This window comes from Pseudomonas sp. HP_12 (genome assembly GCF_055283955.1).
Window position 1 is genome coordinate 20,342 of record NZ_JBTOQG010000011.1, and the last position, 16,974, is coordinate 37,315.

Sequence of the window (16,974 nt, forward strand, 5' to 3'; positions counted from 1 at the left end):
GCATCGGCTTTTACTTTTAGCTGCTTAGTTACGGTGCTCCACGAATGTTCAGACCGTTATCCATCTTTATCGGAACGCGCTACACGCGGGCCAAGCGTCGCAACCACTTCATCTCGTTCATTTCCATGACCTCAATGATCGGGCTGGCGCTGGGCGTGCTGGCGATGATCGTGGTGCTGTCCGTGATGAACGGTTTCCAGCAGGAAATGAGTTCGCGGATCCTTGGCATGGTGCCGCACGCGGTGATCTCCGGGGTGAAGCCGCTGGACGACTGGCAGCCCGCTGCGAAGGCATCGCTCAAGGACCCGCAAGTCACTGCCGCCGTGCCATTCACTGAAATGGACGGCATGCTGTCGTACAAGGGCTCGATGCAGCCGATTCAGATCAACGGCGTTGACCCGGCCCTGGAATCCAAAGTCTCCATCGTCACCCAGCACATCGTGCAGGGCCGGCTGCAGGACTTGAAGGCCGGTGAGTTTGGGGTGGTGATCGGCGAAATCACCGCCCGGCGCTTTCGTCTGAACGTTGGCGACAAACTGACCCTGATCGTGCCGGAAATCAGCAATGCCCCGGGTGGCATCACTCCGCGGCTGCAGCGTTTAACGGTGGTCGGCGTATTCAAGGTCGGCGCTGAGCTGGACGGTTCCATGGCGCTGGTCAACGTGGCTGATGCCGCCGTGATCCAGCGCTGGCAGCCCAATCAGGTGCAGGGTGTGCGCCTGGCGCTGACCGATCTGTACGCCGCGCCGCAGGTGTCGACGGCCATCGCCGGCGGACTCGGTGCGGACTATAAGGCGGATGACTGGACCCACAGCCAGGGCAGCCTGTTCAGCGCAATGAAGATGGAAAAGACCATGATCGGTCTGCTGTTGCTGATGATCGTTGCCGTGGCGGCGTTCAACATCATCGCCACGCTGATCATGGTGGTAAACGACAAGGGCGCTGACATCGCGATCCTGCGCACCATCGGCGCGACACCCGGCCAGATTATGAGCATTTTCATGGTTCAGGGCACCGTCATCGGCATCGTCGGCACCGTGATCGGCGGCGTGCTGGGCGTGATTGCGGCGATCAACGTCAGCCAGATCGTCGGCTGGGTCGAGCGCGTGACGGGCCAGCACATCTTCACCTCGGACGTTTACTTCATCAGCAATCTGCCGTCGAAGCTCGAAGGCAGTGACGTGGCGCTGATCTGCAGTGCCGGGTTTATCCTCAGCTTCCTGGCAACGATCTACCCGGCCTACCGCGCCGCTCAGATCCAGCCGGCCCACGCCTTGCGCTACGAATAGGAAATGAGGATGCCCCGTCTTTTCGCCATTGCCCTGGTGCTGGGAGCAAGCCTCTCGGCGCAGGCATCACCCGGCGAGCATTTCGCCTTCGGTCATCCCGCCGATGCGGCTCAGGCAACGCGTACGGTTGAAGTGACCCTGGGCGATATCTACTTCGAACCCAAATCCCTAGACGTGAAAAAGGGCGAGACCGTGCGGTTTGTGCTGGTCAACAAGGGCCGGCTGCTGCATGAGTTCAACCTGGGTGACGCAGCCATGCATGCGGCGCATCAGCAGGAAATGCTGAAAATGACGGCCAGCGGCATGCTGACCCCGACCGGCATGAAGCACGACATGGCCGGCATGGATCACGGCTCGGAGCAGGGCGCCGGGAGCATGAAACATGACGATCCCAACAGCGTGCTGGTCGAACCAGGCAAAACCGCCGAGCTGACCTGGACGTTCACCGACGCCACTGGCCTGGAGTTCGCCTGCAATATTCCCGGGCATTACCAGGCGGGCATGGTCGGCAAGGTGGCGATCAGTCAGTAAACGCTGAAAACCCGGTCCGAACCCGATAAACTTCGCGGCCTTGGTTTTTAACAGCCGCTTTTTAAGGTTCAGGTCCCGCCATGCATCCCGCAGCCGAACACTCGCCGCTGGGCAAGTCCAGCGAGTACATCGCCACCTACACGCCGTCTCTGCTGTTCCCGATACCGCGCGCTGCCAAATGGGCAGAGCTGGGGCTGACCGCCGAGACGCTGCCTTATCAGGGTGTCGATTTCTGGAATTGCTACGAGTTGTCCTGGCTGCTGCCGTCGGGCAAGCCGGTGGTGGCTATCGGTGAGTTCAGCATTCCGGCGGACTCGGCCAACATCATCGAATCCAAGTCGTTCAAGCTCTACCTCAATTCGCTCAATCAGACCGCGTTTGCGTCTCAAGCCGAGCTGATCGCCACGCTGGAGAAGGATCTGTCGGCTGCCGCGGGCAAGCCGGTGGGGGTGCGCGTTCGCAGCCTCAAGGACATCGAGGCCGAGGGGATTGTCGCGGTGCCGGGCGTGTGTGTTGATGACCTGGACGTGAGCATTTCAAGCTACGACCGCCCTCAGCCCGAGCTGCTGCGCTGCGATGAATCGCGTGTGGTGGACGATTCGCTGCACAGCCATCTGCTCAAATCCAACTGCCCGGTGACGAGTCAGCCGGACTGGGGCAGCGTTGCGGTTGAATACCGTGGCGCGGCGCTTGATCACGCAAGTTTCTTGGCCTACATCGTCAGCTTCCGCCAGCATTCGGATTTCCACGAGCAGTGCGTGGAGCGCATCTTCATGGACCTGCAGCGTCTGCTGAAGCCGGAGAAACTGACCGTGTACGCGCGTTACGTGCGCCGCGGCGGGCTGGACATCAACCCTTACCGCAGCACTGAAACGCTGACGCTGGAGAACGGACGTCTCGCGCGGCAGTAATATCTCACTCACGTTCTGCAAGTGAACGCACTGTGGGAGCGACCGGCGTGGCGCTCTCACATGAATGGGAAGGGATGATTCAGATCCCCATGCTGCCAAGGGTGACCAATACATTGCGCAGGGTGCCGGCAATGGTGGGGTGATCGACTTCAAACCGCTCGACCGCCAGGTTGACGCCATCGGAGATACTCGGGTCCTGAGAGACTGTCTCCAGTTCGATCTGCGCCTGGATCTGCTCCATGACCTCGGTCAGATTCCCGCGCTCCTCCAGCGTCAGCTGCGGATTCTGCTCAAGTTGCTCGCGCAAGGTGTTGAGTTGTAGTTGCAAGTCACTGACGGACATGGGGTCTTCCTTAATCTGATTAGTCTCACGATGGACCGCAATGCGCAGGCAAAGGTCCTTTACGGTCATAGACTAATCCACTCGGGGCCGCTGTGCATGGCCCCGGTCATCTCAGGGCTTTTCTGATTTCTGCCGGCGCAGCGTGATATCCGCCAGACACGACTCCAGTTCGCCCAGGTGATCGATCACCGAATGCGCGCCGGCGGCATACAGCTCAAGGGTGGCGCGGCCGCGACGGCGCTCGCGATCCAGATCACTCAACGCCTCCCATTGCTCGGGTGACAAACCGCACAGCGGCCCGCAGGACGCCAGCCCGACCGTCCAGAGTCCTGCGTTGATCCCGGCCATGAGCAGACGCGGATCGCCGCTGACCAGCACGCAACCGTCCAGTTGCCTGACGCCGAGGGTCATCAGCGCCTGCCAGCACGCATCAGGCGCGGGCCAGCGGCTGGTGGGAGTGAGGGTAGGGAGAACCAGAGTGCCGAGTGGCGCAGCCAGTTGGTCGGTGATAGAGGAGGGGTATTCATCGATCCAGGCGCAGGGAATGCCGAGCTGCTTCAGATGCTTCAACGCGTTGATCGCACCGGGCGCGAGCGTTGCGAATGGCTGGGCGTCCTGCGAGACAAGAGACTTGCCATCACTGCCGAGCAGCGTGCGCGCCTGTGCGCCGAAGTCGACGAGGCAACCGCTCAATCCGAACAACACAGCGGTGAACGACGGTGCAGCGACGGCGACTGGGGCGAGCATGGCATTCCCTCTCAAAGCCGATGACGCTAAGGGATTGCCATGACAAACCGATGACCGAACGATGACAGTGGCGGCAGATGTTTATTGCCCTACAAAACCGCGACCATTTCAGCGACGTAAATAGTCACAGAACGCTTTATACTCTCGCCTTTGGTTTGGGGCGTAGCGCCCGCTTGATTACTTTGACTGGGAGTCTCAGCTATGCCCGAGAACGGTGCTGGCTTTATCAATCGTCTGATTCGAACGTGCGTGTGGGCCAGCCTGGCCGTGGCGCCGATGGCTGCAAATGCGGCAGACGAAGATCCGTGGGAAGGCGTCAATCGTGCGATTTTCCGTTTCAACGACACCGTCGACACCTACGCGCTGAAACCCATTGCCCAAGGCTATGAGTTCATCACGCCGCAGTTCCTCGAAGACGGCATCCACAACATGTTCAAAAACGTCGGCGAAGTGACCAACTTTGCCAACGATGTGCTCCAGGCCAAACCTGAAGCCGCCGGCGTCGACACCGCCCGCCTGATCTTCAACACCACCTTTGGTCTGCTCGGCTTCTTCGACGTGGGCACCAAGATGGGCCTGCAGCGCAACGACGAAGACTTCGGCCAGACCCTCGGTCATTGGGGCGTTGCCAGCGGCCCGTTCGTGATGCTGCCGCTGTTCGGTCCAAGTACCGTGCGTGACGCGTTCGCCAAATACCCGGACACCTACACCCAGCCATGGCGCTACATCGATCACGTGCCGACGCGCAACACCGCGCTGGGCGTAAGCCTGGTCGATACCCGCGCCAGCCTGCTGTCGGCTGAAAAGCTGATCAATGGCGACAAGTACATCTTCATCCGCAACGCTTACCTGCAGAACCGCGAGTTCAAGGTCAAAGACGGCAAGGTCGTCGACGACTTCTGATCCAGCGGTCTGCAAAACGATGCTAAAAAGGCGACCCGAGGGTCGCCTTTTTATTTTCGCTTTTTTTCGAAAATGTGACGGAGTTCCGGGCTGCCGTCACTTCATCGCCAGAATCGTCAGCCCCAGTTTCTGCTCGCCGCCGTCGATGTCGGCGATCCACACCACCTCGGTATCGGCCTCCAGGCCCTTGAGCGCGGCGTGCTCGGAATCAATGCTCACGCTGATCTTGTCGCCCACCTGGAATGAGCGGGGCGCCTGTATTTGCATGCCGGAGCTGGAGAGATCCACGCAAACCGCCGGGATAATCTGGCCGGCGTAGATCAGGTTGATGTCCGCATCGACCCGCATGCGAATGTAATCCCGTTTTTCTTCGTAATCGCGATCGAGCTGGCCCATGGCACATCCTTTGTTTTGATTGCTGATTTAAGGGTTCTTATAACTCCGGGCGATTTGCGATGTAAAGACACCGCTCGGCAGCGGGGCCCGCTTGAAACGCCAGGCGGATGGGAGTACCGTCTGCGCCTTGAAGGGCAGCTCTGTCATGTGAAGCGTTTGACCAAAAGTCCGCTACCTGAGCCAGAGAGGCTAGAAGCGAATCCAGTACGCGGGCTGACTGCAACCAGCCGCCTACGCCAACCTAATCTGGCGCCGTTTGCCCACATGCAAAAAACCAGTGCCACGCTGCTGATCATCGATGACGACGAAGTAGTGCGCGCGAGTCTCGCAGCCTATTTGGAAGACAGCGGGTTCAGCGTTCTGCAAGCCGGTAATGGCCTGCAGGGTCTACAGACTTTCGAGCAGGAAAAGCCCGATCTGCTGATCTGCGATCTGCGCATGCCGCAGGTGGGCGGTCTCGAACTGATTCGTCAGGTCACCAGCCTCGCGCCGGAAACGCCGGTCATCGTGGTGTCTGGCGCGGGCGTCATGAGCGATGCCGTCGAAGCACTGCGCCTTGGCGCTGCCGATTACCTGATCAAACCCCTCGAAGACCTCGCCGTGCTGGAGCACTCTGTCCGACGCGCGCTGGATCGGGCGCGCCTGCTTCACGAAAACCAGGAATACCGACAGAAGCTGGAGACCGCCAACCGCGAGCTCGAGGCCAGTCTGCATTTGCTGCAGGAAGACCAGGACGCAGGCCGTCAGGTGCAGATGAACATGCTGCCCACCAGCCCCTGGGCCATCGACGCGTTCGAATTCGAACATGAGATCATTCCGTCGCTGTACCTGTCGGGCGATTTCGTGGATTATTTTCGGGTCGATGAGCGACGTGTCGCGTTCTATCTGGCGGACGTGTCCGGCCATGGCGCATCGTCAGCGTTCATCACCGTGCTGTTGAAGTTCATGACCACGCGCCTGCTGTTCGAGTCCAAGCGCGGCGGCAGTCTGCCGGAGTTCAAGCCGTCCGACGTGCTTGGCCACATCAATCGCGGGCTGATCAGCTGCAAGCTGGGCAAGCACGTGACGATGGTGGGCGGCGTGATCGACGAGGAAACCGGGCAATTGACCTACAGCGTCGGCGGTCATCTGCCGCTGCCGGTGTTCTACACCCCGGGCGACACGCATTATCTTGAGGGCCGAGGTCTGCCCGTCGGGCTGTTCAACGAAGCGACTTACACGGATCACGTCATCGATCTGCCTGAGTCCTTTAGTCTGACGCTACTGTCCGATGGCATTCTGGACCTTCTGCCAGGTGATACACTCAAAGAGAAAGAAGCCAACTTGCCCGAACTGGTCAAGGCGGCGGGGGGCAGCCTGGATGGTCTGCGCCAGACGTTTGGATTGGCCACTCTAGGGGAGATGCCGGATGATATCGCCTTGTTAGTGTTGAGCAGGAACCTTTAATGAGTACCGGTAGAATCCAGTTCGCCGAGCAAGATGGCACATTCGTCCTCAAGTTTGTGGGTGAAGTGCGTCTGACACTGTGCTCGGCGTTGGATGCGACAATTGAGCGGATCTTCACCTCGATGAACTTTTCGACGGTGGTCATCGATCTGACCGAAACCCGCAGCATCGATAGCACGACCCTCGGTCTGCTGGCCAAGCTGTCGATCCTCTCGCGCCAGAAGGCCGGGTTGTTGCCGACAGTCGTGACCACCCACGAAGACATCACGCGCCTGTTGCAGTCCATGGGCTTCGATCAGGTGTTCAACATCGTCGGTCGGCCGATTCCGCGTCCTGAGGCCTTGAGCGACCTGCCGAGCCAGGATCAGTGCGAAGACGTGGTCAAGGCCAAGGTACTGGAGGCCCACAAGATTCTCATGGGCTTGAACGATTCGAACCGCGAAGCCTTCCGTGATCTGGTCAACGCCCTCGAACACCAGTAGCAACGCCATCAGCAAGATCAGTAACAAGCCCCAGTCCTGAACCGAGGCAATAAAAAAGGGCGGCACCCTCACAGGTGCCGCCCTTTTTACGTGCCTGACGCGTCAGGCTTTGGCCGACAGCATCTTTTCCAGTGCCACCTGGTCACGGGCGAACTGACGAATGCCTTCGGCCAGTTTCTCGGTGGCCATGGCGTCTTCGTTGGAAGCCCAGCGGAACTGGCTTTCGTTGAGGGTCACGCGTGGCTCGCCGCCATTGCCCGGCTTGAGTTTCTGCACCAGCGTGCCATTGTCTTCTGCCAGCTTCTGCAGCAGGTCAGGGCTGATGGTCAGACGGTCGCAGCCGGCCAGTTCTTCGATCTGGCTGAGGTTACGGAAGCTGGCGCCCATGACCACGGTCTTGTAGTCGTTGGCCTTGTAGTAGTTGTAGATGCGGGTCACCGACTGCACGCCCGGATCTTCTGCACCGACGTAGTCTTTGCCTTCCGCTTTCTTGTACCAGTCGTAGATGCGACCTACGAATGGCGAGATCAGGAACACGCCGGCGTCGGCACAGGCCTGGGCCTGAGCGAAAGAGAACAGCAGGGTCAGGTTGCACTGAATGCCTTTCTTTTCCAGCACCTCAGCGGCCTTGATGCCTTCCCAGGTCGACGCCAGCTTGATCAGGATGCGGTCGCGACCGATACCGAAATCTTCGTACAAACCGACGATGCGGTCGGCGCGTTCGATGCAGGCCTGGGTGTCGAACGACAGGCGTGCGTCCACTTCGGTAGAAACGCGGCCCGGGACCACTTTCAGAATCTCGCGGCCAATGGCGACGGCGAAACGGTCGCTGGCGACGTTGATATCGTTGTTGCTGCCGGCAAACGCTTCTTTCAACCGGTCGCTGTTGCTCTCGCTGGAAGCAGCCTTGAGCAAGAGGGAAGGGTTGGTGGTGGCGTCGACGGGCTTGAGTTTTTCGATGGCAGCGAAATCGCCGGTGTCGGCCACGACGGTGGTGAATTGCTTGAGTTGTTCCAGCTTGGAAGTCATGAGCGTGCTCTGTCCTGTGGTTGTGCTGACATTACCCGAGCGCCGCCGGTCACTCAAGGGCGTAAACCGCGACAGACACGCCGGTTTAGACGCCTGCGTTTGCGCAAACGGCCTGCCTGCGCGTCAGCCATGATCCGGGCGATGCGAGCTTTTTACAAAGGGCGGCGCGGGGTCATGGTCTGTCGGTTCCCGAGGAGGGCGGATACTCGATCCAGACTGGTTGGAGCCCGGACCGCCCGGGATGTTCCCGGCGCCTGGCATCTAATCCGCCAACGGTCAGGGACTGGCAGGGTGCGCTGACCGGCTGATCCTCCCAAACCTGCCGCGGTCTGAATCAGCGAGCGGGTGTCTCGCCGCAATCGCTGTCCACCGCTTTGATCAGGGTCGTCCGGTCGAAGACTTCCAGATGAACCTGACACGTCGCCTCGGCCGGCAGGGTGAGGCTCACGCTGTTCGCCGCGATGCCGTTCTGCAGATCGCCCTGCTGGTTGATGGCCGACGTGCCTTGCGCGCTGGTCTGCCTGACGGTCATTCGGTACTGCAGCGTCAGCGGCGCAGGATTTTCCAGGTGCGGGCGGATCACCACCGTCGAACCGCTGCGCTGGGCGTCAACCGTCACCACCAACTGCGTGAAGTCCATCATCGAGGTCACCGTTGGGTCGCGCTGGCGTTCATGTTGTCGCCGAACTGCTTGATGGAGACGGCGCCGCCGAATCCGGCCTGGGTGACGCTGGCTTGGTTGGCCTGACCGTACTGCCCGACGAAGGCCTGATTGTAGGCGCCGATCTGCACCACGCTCGCGGCGTTGTCGGTGCCGTGCTGCGTCACGCCGGTCTGGTTGTTGTTGCCCGACTGACTGACCTGCGCGGTGTTCGCCGTGCCGTTCTGCTGCGCGGTGATGCCGTTGTTCACGCCACTTTGGTTGACCACCGCCTGGTTGCGACTGCCGGTCTGACTCACGGCCTGATTCTGTCGGGCCCCGCTTTGGTCGACGCGCGCATTGTTATAGGCGCCGATCTGCAAAATGGTGGCGACGCTGTTGCCGATGGTGATGTCCGCGTAGCGTGCTTCGCGCACCAGATCCTGCGCTTGGGCGAGCGAGCCGGTGAGCAGCAGTGCCGCTGCGAACCGGCCGAATCCTTTAGCGTTGCGTTCCATTCTTATCTCCTGTGGCAACGATGTCCTTCTCCGCATCAGCCAGCGGCAAGGTGGTCATCTGTTCGTCGTAGCTCTGCAGATAGCCCTGCAGCAGCGGCTTGTTCAGGTCAGCGGGGTTTTTCAGGTTCCAACTGCCGTCACGGGCACCCTGGGCAATCATGTGGATCAGTGCCGTTTCGATGGCTTCGCGCACGCATTGCTGCACCGGTTCGTTGCGCGACACCCCGGTCTCGACCTCCAGCAGGTGCTTGAGGGAGACGAAGCGGAAGATGCCGAAATCGACCTGAATCGAGAAGATGGTCTTGGTGGTGGTGATGCTCTGGATGATGTCTCCGGTGCGGATGTCCACCGCCCTCAGGTTGACGGTCACCTGATCCTGGCGGTAAAGCTCCGACGGCCCGACACCCAGATAGCGAACACCGATGCCGCCGGTGCGCACGTTGCTTTCGTAGGCGACGATGGCGCCTTCGATGATCATGTTCGCCGGTCGCAGGGCAGGCAGTTGCACCTGGGCCTGATCCTGGGGCTGTTCCAGCGCGCGGATGATCTTGCGCTCGGTGAGCAGGTCCTGAAGATTCTCGCGCTCCACCGGCTTGAACCAGCGTGAGTCGCGCAGGGCGCTGATCAGCAACGACGCGGCGCCCTGGGTCACCGAGGTGGAAAACGAGCTGTCGGGGGACGGTTTGTATTGCCCGGTCTGGTCGCGCAGGCCGTACACCGCGACGCTGATCGGTCCGGCGGGTGCCGGCAGATGGGTCAGGTCACGCAGGCTCTGGGTCGCAGGCGACAGCGTGGCCGGGGAAATGGTCGCAGCAGGCCGGGACGTGGTGCAGCCGGCAAGCAGTATGACGGCAGTGAACATGAACATGAGGGGGCGGACGCGCATTGTTTTTCTTCCCGCAAGAAAACCCCGCCAGACCCTGGCGGGGTACATCATCTTAGTGTTGGTAGATCGTTGCCCTGTTGCCGCTGCCGCCGGTCTGGCTGACGTTGGCGACCATGTTGTTGCCTGTTTGGGTCAGGCCGACGAGGTTGACGGACTGATAAGTGCCCGTGCCGGTCTGGCTCACGACAGCGCGGTTGTTGTTGCCGGTCTGCAGCAGGGCTTCTTCGTTGTTGAGGCCGGTCTGGGTGCTGGACGCGTAGTTGTTGTTGCCGTTCTGCTGGACGTCGGCTTTCAGCAAAGCGCCGTTCTGCGAAACGGAAAGCGTGTTGAAGTCGCCGCGCTGTTGAGCATTGGCGGTGGTGACGAGGGTGTCGTTCTGCTGGATCGAGCCGAGGTTGTTGTTGCCGTTCTGTTGCAGGGTGGCGGACACCTGCTGGGAGTTATGCCGTTGCGAAACAATTCCGGTATTGCCGTTGCCCGCCTGGGTGAGACTGCTGGTGACGGTGTTGTTGTTGCTCTGCTGCGAGACGCTCGCCAGGTTGTAGCTGCCGGCTTGGGAGACAGTCGTGCCGACGCGAGTGCTGTTGCCGATTTGTGAAGTGCTGGCGGTGTTGTTGTTGCCGCCGCCCTGGGTGATGGAGGCGCTGGTGCTGTAGCTGGACTGTTGATCGATGGTCGCTTTGCTGTAACCACCGGACTGATCCAGGCTCGCGATCTGCGGTTGAGGGCCACCACCGTTCTGGGTGATCGAGCCCGTATTGTTGTTCCCGGCCTGTTTGGCGCTGGTGAGGTTGTAGTAGCCGGTCTGATTGATCGTCAGGTTGCTGTAAGTGGCCGTCTGGTTGATAGCGCCTGCGGTGTTACGGCCGCCGTTCTGATTAACGGTGACAGTGGACTGGGTGGCGCCGCGCTGCTCGACGTTCAGTCCGTTGTCAGAACCTGCCTGGGTGGTGTTGACGGTGCTTGAGTCGGCCATGGCCGCACCGGAGACAGCAAACAGGATGGCCAGAGACAGTAAAGACTTGCGTGCTTGCATGATGATCTTCCTTATTCAATGTTGTAGTGGGTTGTTGCGGGGTAGCGGATGCGACGGATGTTACGGTTGATTCACTTGAAACTGGGTGGTCTGGCCGGTGTTCTTGTCGGTCGTGACGATTTGCAACAGGCCGCCTTGCAGATTGGTAATTGCGATGCGGAAGTCGGTGGTTTCGACGGTGCCTGGCACCAGTTGGCCGTTGGCACCGACGATGCTGGACGTCACTGCCGACGACACCCGGCTCAGAATCGCACTCTGCAACATGCTGTTGAACTGGGTCAGCGCGGTCTGCCCGGAAGCGCCCGACGATGAAGACTTCTCGACGTAATGGTTTTGCGCCTGGGCTTGGTTTAGCAGCACCGGGCCGTTCAGCGGATTGCCGCCAAACGAGGGGTTGTTCGGCACATACGCCAACTCGCTGGCCTGAACGCCTGAACAGATGCCGGCCATCAAGGCGAGGCTGGCGACAACCACCAAACTGCGATTAATAGTGAGTGCTTTCATAGCTCGTCTCGTCCCATGTCCGGGTCGCCAAAGAATTGTGCCAATTGATAATCAAGAATGGCCTGGTACACCTGGCCGGCCGCATCGGCTGCAATGGCCGGAATAAGCGTGCGGTTGGGCGGCAGGAACATTTGAAACAAGCGGCGATTGCCATAATCCACGAATACCTGACTGCCTAAACGCGCAGTAGGGCGTTCGGTGATGGTCACAGTGAATGTTTCCGCTTCATCTTTTTCCCGCCAGGTGTTTGCAAAACTGTCATAAAACGTCCGACCTGCCAGGGTCATGGTCTGCCCGATCACAATGCCGCCGACATCACGGTGGTTAAGCGTCCGGTGTTGTTCGACCGTCGCGGACGTATTCACGCTGGGCTGAGCAAACACCGTAGTTGCGGCGCACAGTGGCAGCAGCCATAGGCCGATAGCGTTAAGAGTTGTCATGTTTGTACGATCTTGGGTACAGGTTGTTACTTGTTATATCTCAATAAAAATACTTTGCCAGTGGTTAATTAAAATAAAGTTCATTTATTTTGTTGGCGTCAACTTCCGTACTTATTTAAATAAGTTTTTTTAAAAGGCGGTGGCGCAAGAGGGGTGCGAATCAATGGCGTCAAATTATCTGCCAGGAAGCGGACTTATTAAAATAGCGTCTATTGAGAATTAATGGGGGGGGTGCTTAAACGGGAGGTTGTTAGCTTGCTAATGTTTGGAAAGTGAGTTCAGGTTATGACTGCGTGTTGTCGAGTTAGTTGTTAAACGTTTTTTTCACCACCGGCTTATGCAAGTCCCGGGTGAGGCCGGTCCTGCAAGGGGCGTGTTTTCGGCAGGATCAGCTTCAGCCGGGCGTGCGAGCTGTTAGAATGCGCGTCCTCTTCGACCGACCTGCTTATTGCTCCCATGCTGCCTATCACAGACCCCCGCACCGACCGCCTGCCGTCCGAGCCGTCACGGCGTTTTTCCGTGGCCCCGATGATGGACTGGACGGATCGTCACTGCCGTTTTTTCCTGCGTCTGCTGTCGAAGCATGCGCTGCTCTATACCGAGATGGTCACCACCGGCGCGTTGCTGCACGGCGACACCGAGCGCTTCTTGCGCCACGACGAAACGGAGCATCCGCTGGCATTGCAACTGGGTGGCAGCAACCCGGCCGACCTCGCCGCCAGTGCGCGGCTGGCACAGGCGGCGGGCTACGACGAAGTCAATCTCAACGTCGGCTGCCCGAGCGATCGCGTGCAGAACAACATGATCGGCGCAGTGTTGATGGGGCATCCGCAGTTGGTCGCCGATTGCGTCAAAGCCATGCGCGACGCGGTGACGATTCCGGTGACGGTCAAGCACCGCATCGGCATCAACGGACGCGACAGCTACGAGCAGCTGTGTGAGTTCGTCGGCACCGTGCGCGATGCCGGCTGCACCAGCTTCACCGTGCATGCCCGCATCGCCATTCTTGAAGGCCTGTCGCCGAAGGAAAACCGTGACATCCCGCCGCTGCGCTACGACGTCGCCGCGCAGCTTAAGCAGGACTTTCCCGAGCTGGAGATCATCCTCAACGGCGGCATCAAAACCCTGGAGCAGTGCCAGGAACACCTGACCACCTTCGACGGCGTGATGCTCGGCCGCGAGGCATATCACAACCCGTACCTGCTGGCAGGCGTGGACCGCGAACTGTTTGGCAGCGATGCCCCGCAGATCACTCGCGCCGAAGCCCTGGCGCTGCTCCGCCCCTATGTGGAGGCGCACCTTCGCGACGGTGGCTCGATGCACCACATCACCCGCCATGTGCTGGGTCTGGGCACCGGCTTCCCCGGGGCGCGCAAGTTTCGGCAGATGCTCTCGGTGGACATTCACAAGACGGACGACCCGCTGGGGTTGCTGGATCGGGCGGGGGAGTTGCTGGAGGGGCGGTGAGTGAGCTACTGCTTCCAGCGCCGGGCTCGCATATTGGCTTCGCGCGAAATCCTTGTGTGGGAGCGACCGGGGTGGCGCTCCACTTTGCTCGCGAATGCGGTATTTCAAGCGCTGAAAATGCGGCGGCTGTACCGGCCTCTTCGCGAGCAAGCTCACTCCTACAGGTTTTGTATCCGACGCAGGTATTGAGTCGTTTCCGAACCTCCCTGTGGGAGCGAGCTTGCTCGCGAAGGCTGTATTTCAGGCGCTAGAAAATGCGGCGGCTGTACCGACCTCTTCGCGAGCAAGCTCACTCCCACAGGTTTTGCAACAACCGGAAAATCCCTAGCCGAATCACCACTCTGTGGGAGCGACCGGGGTGGCGCTCCACCTTGCTCGCGGATGCGGTATTTCAAGCGCTGAAAATGCGGCGGCTGTACCGGCCTCTTCGCGAGCAAGCTCACTCCCACAGTTTTTGCAACAACCGGAAAATCCCTAGCCGAATCACCACTCTGTGGGAGCGACCGGGGTGGCGCTCCACCTTGCTCGCGAAGGCGGTCTGCCAAGCGCTGAAAATGCCGCGGCCTGACCGGATCCACCCTCACCGCCGTCCCGCCCGCGTACTCACATCCACCCACACCGCCAGCACCAGAATGCTGCCCTTGACGATCATCTGCCAGTAACTGTCGACGTCGAGCATGGACATGCCGTTGTCGAGGCTGGTGATGACGAGGGCACCGAGCAGGGCGCCGTAGACGGTGCCCGAGCCGCCGCGCATGGAGGTGCCGCCGATGAAGCAGGCGGCGATGGCGTCGAGTTCACCCATGTTGCCCGCCGACGGCGAACCGGCGGCCAGGCGGGCGGTGTTGACCAGGCCGGCGAGGGCGCACATGACGCCCATGATGCCGAAGATCCACAACTTCACCGCCTGCACGTTGATCCCGGAGAGGCGCGTGGCTTCCATGTTGCTGCCCACCGAATAGATCCGCCGGCCGAACACAGTCTGGCTCGTGATGTAGCTGAACACCCCAAGCAGGACCAACAGCAGCAGAACCGGCACCGGAATCCCGTCATAGCTGTTCAGCGTGTAGACGAAGCCTGCCAGCACGGCACCGATCGCCACGACCCGCACCACATCCCGTGCCAGCGAATGCGCGGCCAGCCCGTGCAACGCGCGGTTGCTGCGCTGGCGCCAGGTCAGGAACAGCGTCAGCGCGAAGAGCAGCACGCCGAGCACGATCCCCACCAGCGGCGGCAGATAACCCTGGCCGATGTAGACCAGTTCCGGCGACACCGGCGCGATGGTGGTGCCGCCGGTGATCCCCAGCAGAATCCCGCGAAACGCCAGCATGCCGCCCAGGCCGACGATGAATGAAGGGATGCGCAGGTACGCGGTCATGCAGCCGTTGGCGAGGCCGATCAACAGTCCGCATCCGGCGACGATGCACAGGTTCAGCGGCAGCGGGACGTGGTAGACCACGTCGAGAATGGCCGCCACGCCGCCGAGCAAGCCGAGCAGCGAACCCACCGACAGATCGATCTCGCCGCTGATGATCACCAGCACCATGCCGCAGGCGAGAATCCCGGTGATCGACATCTGCCGCAGCAGATTGGACAGGTTGCGCGGCGTCAGAAAACCCCCGTCGGTTTGCCAACTAAAGAACAGCCAGATCACCGCGATGGCGATCACCAGCGCGAGCATTTTGTAGCGGGTGAACAGTTGCTTGAGCTGATTCATTGACGCGTGTCTCCCACAGCATCGGGCCGGTCGTTATTGTTTTTGTTGTACGCAGTGTCGCCGGATTGGCTGAGCGCGGCCGCGAGCACCTGTTCTTGGGTCAGGCCCTGATTGATGAAGTCGCCGCGCAGCTGGCCGTCGCCGATCACCAGCACCCGGTCTGAGACGCCCAGCACCTCGGCCAGCTCCGACGACACCATGATGATCGACACGCCGCTGGCCGCCAGCGCGCCCATCAGTTTGTAGATCTCGTACTTGGCGCCAACGTCCACGCCGCGGGTGGGCTCGTCGAGAATCAGCACCCGCGGCTTCGTCAGCAGCATCTTCGCCAGCACGGCTTTTTGCTGATTGCCGCCGGACAGGCTGGTGATCGGCAGGAACGGGCTCGCGGTCTTCAGGTGCATGCGCGCGATCTCCTTGCCGATGCTGCCCAATTCGGCCTCGGCATCGATCCGGGTCAGGTGGGCGAAGCTATCGAGCACGGCGAGCGTGATGTTCTGGCCCACGCCCAGGTCCGGAATGATGCCCTGACGCTTGCGGTCCTCCGGCACCATGCACAGGCCCGCGCGGATTGATTTGAGCGGCGTGCGCGTGTCGATGGGTTTGCCGTCCAGCCACACTTCGCCGGTGTAGCGCCCCGGGTAGGCGCCGAACAGCGCCGACACCAGTTCGGTGCGCCCGGCGCCGACCAGCCCGGCGATGCCGAGGATTTCCCCGCGCCTGAGCACGAACGAGATGTCGTCCACGCGCTTGCGTTTGGGGTTGTCGACGTCGTAGCAAGTGACGTGGCGCGCCTCGAAAATCACCTCACCGACGCTGTGGGGTTCGGTGGGGTAGAGGTTGCTCATCTCGCGGCCGACCATCTGCGTGATGATCTTCGGGATGTCCATGTCGGCCATGGCCGTGGTCGCGATGTGCTTGCCGTCGCGGATCACCGAGATGGTGTCGCAGACGGCGGCGACTTCATCGAGCTTGTGGGAGATGTAGACGCAGGCGACGCCCTTGGCTTTGAGCTCGCGAATGATGTCGAGCAGGACCTCGATTTCCGAGCGGGTCAGGGCCGAAGAGGGTTCGTCGAGAATCAGCAGGCGCGCCTGTTTGTTCAGCGCCTTGGCGATCTCCACCAGTTGCTGATACCCGCCGCCGTATTGCGAGACCGGCAGGGCGACGTTCATGTCCGGCACTTTCAGTTCGCGCATCAAGGCTTCGGCGCGGTGGATCATCGCCGGGTAATTCATGCGCCCGCCCGGCAGGGTCAGTTCGTGGCCCATGAAGATGTTTTCTGCCACCGACAGGTCGGGGACGAGGGTGAGTTCCTGGTGAATGATGACGATCCCGGCGGCCTCGGTTTCGCTGATGGATTGCGCCTTCAGCGGCTGGCCGTCCCAGAGGATTTCACCCTCCCAGGTGCCGTGGGGATAGACCGCCGAGAGGACCTTCATCAGCGTCGATTTGCCGGCGCCGTTCTCGCCGCACAGGCCGACGCATTCGCCGGCCCGCACCTTGATGTCGATGCCGTTGAGCGCCTTGACGCCGCCGAAGGATTTGACGATGCCGTTCATTTGCAGCAGGTAATCGGACATTGCGGGATCTCGCGCAGAAGCAGAAGACGGGTGCAGCTCGGCCGGTTTGCGCAAAACCCCGTGGCACCGAATCACGTCGGTCCCACAGGGCTTGGCATTAATGCGG

Annotated in this window: 19 protein-coding genes; 7 read left to right on the forward strand and 12 right to left on the reverse strand. The window is 60.7% G+C overall.

The window, feature by feature from the left end:
* Positions 1-44: 44 nt before the first annotated feature.
* The 3 genes from ACYASU_RS09730 (at position 45) to queF (ending at position 2,731) form a co-directional block, all read left to right on the forward strand.
* Positions 45-1,289, forward strand: a complete 1,245-nt coding sequence (locus ACYASU_RS09730; RefSeq protein ID WP_346629663.1) for a lipoprotein-releasing ABC transporter permease subunit — start codon at positions 45-47, stop codon at positions 1,287-1,289.
* Between the two features lie 3 nt (positions 1,290-1,292).
* A complete protein-coding gene (gene copI / locus ACYASU_RS09735) occupies positions 1,293-1,820 on the forward strand; it encodes a copper-resistant cuproprotein CopI (protein WP_282372710.1) in 528 nt (175 codons plus the stop codon).
* Between the two features lie 80 nt (positions 1,821-1,900).
* Entirely contained in the window at positions 1,901-2,731 is an 831-nt protein-coding gene (gene queF, locus ACYASU_RS09740; protein ID WP_463582662.1) for an NADPH-dependent 7-cyano-7-deazaguanine reductase QueF, read from the forward strand.
* A 79-nt stretch (positions 2,732-2,810) separates the two neighbouring features.
* Here queF and ACYASU_RS09745 read toward each other — a convergent pair whose 3' ends face one another.
* Both ACYASU_RS09745 and ACYASU_RS09750 read right to left on the reverse strand, forming a co-directional pair.
* Positions 2,811-3,074: a DUF4404 family protein gene (locus tag ACYASU_RS09745; protein WP_074885178.1), complete on the reverse strand. Its 264-nt coding sequence runs from the start codon at positions 3,072-3,074 to the stop codon at positions 2,811-2,813.
* Between the two features lie 111 nt (positions 3,075-3,185).
* A complete protein-coding gene (locus tag ACYASU_RS09750; RefSeq protein ID WP_463582663.1) occupies positions 3,186-3,821 on the reverse strand; it encodes an HAD family phosphatase in 636 nt (211 codons plus the stop codon).
* Positions 3,822-4,022: 201 nt separating this feature from the next.
* Between ACYASU_RS09750 and ACYASU_RS09755 the strand changes: the two genes are divergently transcribed.
* The gene (locus ACYASU_RS09755; RefSeq protein ID WP_346629665.1) at positions 4,023-4,724 is read left to right on the forward strand and encodes an MlaA family lipoprotein; all 702 of its coding nucleotides are present in this window, start codon (positions 4,023-4,025) and stop codon (positions 4,722-4,724) included.
* 96 nt (positions 4,725-4,820) lie between these two features.
* Here ACYASU_RS09755 and ACYASU_RS09760 read toward each other — a convergent pair whose 3' ends face one another.
* Complete coding sequence (locus ACYASU_RS09760; protein WP_192174294.1) at positions 4,821-5,120, reverse strand: PilZ domain-containing protein; 300 nt, start codon at positions 5,118-5,120, stop codon at positions 4,821-4,823.
* A 264-nt stretch (positions 5,121-5,384) separates the two neighbouring features.
* Between ACYASU_RS09760 and rssB the strand changes: the two genes are divergently transcribed.
* Both rssB and rssC read left to right on the forward strand, forming a co-directional pair.
* On the forward strand, positions 5,385-6,566 hold the full coding sequence (gene rssB / locus ACYASU_RS09765) for a two-component system response regulator RssB (protein ID WP_282372705.1): 1,182 nt from the start codon (positions 5,385-5,387) through the stop codon (positions 6,564-6,566).
* The gene (rssC, locus tag ACYASU_RS09770; RefSeq protein WP_037009276.1) at positions 6,566-7,048 is read left to right on the forward strand and encodes an anti-sigma factor antagonist RssC; all 483 of its coding nucleotides are present in this window, start codon (positions 6,566-6,568) and stop codon (positions 7,046-7,048) included. Before rssB ends, rssC begins: the two co-directional genes overlap by 1 nt.
* A 102-nt stretch (positions 7,049-7,150) precedes the next feature.
* On the opposite strand, the gene tal is transcribed toward rssC, so the two are convergent.
* From tal to ACYASU_RS09805, 7 genes are all read right to left on the reverse strand, one after another.
* Positions 7,151-8,077, reverse strand: coding sequence for a transaldolase (gene tal / locus ACYASU_RS09775; RefSeq protein WP_369306033.1), 927 nt, complete (start codon positions 8,075-8,077; stop codon positions 7,151-7,153).
* Between the two features lie 334 nt (positions 8,078-8,411).
* On the reverse strand, positions 8,412-8,720 hold the full coding sequence (gene csgH / locus ACYASU_RS09780) for a curli-like amyloid fiber formation chaperone CsgH (protein WP_463582664.1): 309 nt from the start codon (positions 8,718-8,720) through the stop codon (positions 8,412-8,414).
* 5 nt (positions 8,721-8,725) lie between these two features.
* Positions 8,726-9,235, reverse strand: a complete 510-nt coding sequence (locus tag ACYASU_RS09785; RefSeq protein WP_463582665.1) for a curlin-associated protein — start codon at positions 9,233-9,235, stop codon at positions 8,726-8,728.
* Positions 9,219-10,121: a CsgG/HfaB family protein gene (locus tag ACYASU_RS09790; RefSeq protein WP_463582666.1), complete on the reverse strand. Its 903-nt coding sequence runs from the start codon at positions 10,119-10,121 to the stop codon at positions 9,219-9,221. Before ACYASU_RS09790 ends, ACYASU_RS09785 begins: the two co-directional genes overlap by 17 nt.
* A gap of 52 nt (positions 10,122-10,173) precedes the next feature.
* Entirely contained in the window at positions 10,174-11,157 is a 984-nt protein-coding gene (locus tag ACYASU_RS09795) for a hypothetical protein (RefSeq protein ID WP_463582667.1), read from the reverse strand.
* Between the two features lie 60 nt (positions 11,158-11,217).
* Positions 11,218-11,661, reverse strand: a complete 444-nt coding sequence (locus ACYASU_RS09800; RefSeq protein WP_346626437.1) for a curli assembly protein CsgF — start codon at positions 11,659-11,661, stop codon at positions 11,218-11,220.
* On the reverse strand, positions 11,658-12,101 hold the full coding sequence (locus tag ACYASU_RS09805) for a CsgE family curli-type amyloid fiber assembly protein (RefSeq protein WP_463582668.1): 444 nt from the start codon (positions 12,099-12,101) through the stop codon (positions 11,658-11,660). The genes ACYASU_RS09800 and ACYASU_RS09805 overlap by 4 nt, the downstream gene beginning before the upstream one ends.
* A gap of 456 nt (positions 12,102-12,557) precedes the next feature.
* On the opposite strand from ACYASU_RS09805, the gene dusA reads away from it, so the two are divergent.
* On the forward strand, positions 12,558-13,568 hold the full coding sequence (dusA, locus tag ACYASU_RS09810) for a tRNA dihydrouridine(20/20a) synthase DusA (protein ID WP_463582669.1): 1,011 nt from the start codon (positions 12,558-12,560) through the stop codon (positions 13,566-13,568).
* A gap of 580 nt (positions 13,569-14,148) precedes the next feature.
* Here dusA and ACYASU_RS09815 read toward each other — a convergent pair.
* Positions 14,149-15,285 carry a sugar ABC transporter permease gene (locus tag ACYASU_RS09815; protein WP_192174285.1) on the reverse strand — a complete coding sequence of 379 codons (1,137 nt, stop codon included), beginning with the start codon at positions 15,283-15,285 and terminating at the stop codon, positions 14,149-14,151.
* Positions 15,282-16,868, reverse strand: a complete 1,587-nt coding sequence (gene xylG, locus ACYASU_RS09820; RefSeq protein ID WP_463582670.1) for a D-xylose ABC transporter ATP-binding protein — start codon at positions 16,866-16,868, stop codon at positions 15,282-15,284. The genes ACYASU_RS09815 and xylG overlap by 4 nt, the downstream gene beginning before the upstream one ends.
* Positions 16,869-16,974 lie beyond the last annotated feature (106 nt).

Coding starts and splice junctions, on each gene's coding strand:
- ACYASU_RS09815 (WP_192174285.1), bottom strand. CDS start 15,285: ATGAATCAGCTCAAGCAACTGTTCACCCGCTACAAAATGCTCGCGCTG.
- ACYASU_RS09750 (WP_463582663.1), bottom strand. CDS start 3,821: ATGCTCGCCCCAGTCGCCGTCGCTGCACCGTCGTTCACCGCTGTGTTG.
- copI (WP_282372710.1), top strand. CDS start 1,293: ATGAGGATGCCCCGTCTTTTCGCCATTGCCCTGGTGCTGGGAGCAAGC.
- ACYASU_RS09805 (WP_463582668.1), bottom strand. CDS start 12,101: ATGACAACTCTTAACGCTATCGGCCTATGGCTGCTGCCACTGTGCGCC.
- rssC (WP_037009276.1), top strand. CDS start 6,566: ATGAGTACCGGTAGAATCCAGTTCGCCGAGCAAGATGGCACATTCGTC.
- ACYASU_RS09795 (WP_463582667.1), bottom strand. CDS start 11,157: ATGCAAGCACGCAAGTCTTTACTGTCTCTGGCCATCCTGTTTGCTGTC.
- ACYASU_RS09800 (WP_346626437.1), bottom strand. CDS start 11,661: ATGAAAGCACTCACTATTAATCGCAGTTTGGTGGTTGTCGCCAGCCTC.
- ACYASU_RS09790 (WP_463582666.1), bottom strand. CDS start 10,121: ATGCGCGTCCGCCCCCTCATGTTCATGTTCACTGCCGTCATACTGCTT.
- csgH (WP_463582664.1), bottom strand. CDS start 8,720: ATGATGGACTTCACGCAGTTGGTGGTGACGGTTGACGCCCAGCGCAGC.
- ACYASU_RS09755 (WP_346629665.1), top strand. CDS start 4,023: ATGCCCGAGAACGGTGCTGGCTTTATCAATCGTCTGATTCGAACGTGC.
- ACYASU_RS09730 (WP_346629663.1), top strand. CDS start 45: ATGTTCAGACCGTTATCCATCTTTATCGGAACGCGCTACACGCGGGCC.
- queF (WP_463582662.1), top strand. CDS start 1,901: ATGCATCCCGCAGCCGAACACTCGCCGCTGGGCAAGTCCAGCGAGTAC.
- ACYASU_RS09785 (WP_463582665.1), bottom strand. CDS start 9,235: ATGGAACGCAACGCTAAAGGATTCGGCCGGTTCGCAGCGGCACTGCTG.
- tal (WP_369306033.1), bottom strand. CDS start 8,077: ATGACTTCCAAGCTGGAACAACTCAAGCAATTCACCACCGTCGTGGCC.
- ACYASU_RS09760 (WP_192174294.1), bottom strand. CDS start 5,120: ATGGGCCAGCTCGATCGCGATTACGAAGAAAAACGGGATTACATTCGC.
- rssB (WP_282372705.1), top strand. CDS start 5,385: ATGCAAAAAACCAGTGCCACGCTGCTGATCATCGATGACGACGAAGTA.
- xylG (WP_463582670.1), bottom strand. CDS start 16,868: ATGTCCGATTACCTGCTGCAAATGAACGGCATCGTCAAATCCTTCGGC.
- ACYASU_RS09745 (WP_074885178.1), bottom strand. CDS start 3,074: ATGTCCGTCAGTGACTTGCAACTACAACTCAACACCTTGCGCGAGCAA.
- dusA (WP_463582669.1), top strand. CDS start 12,558: ATGCTGCCTATCACAGACCCCCGCACCGACCGCCTGCCGTCCGAGCCG.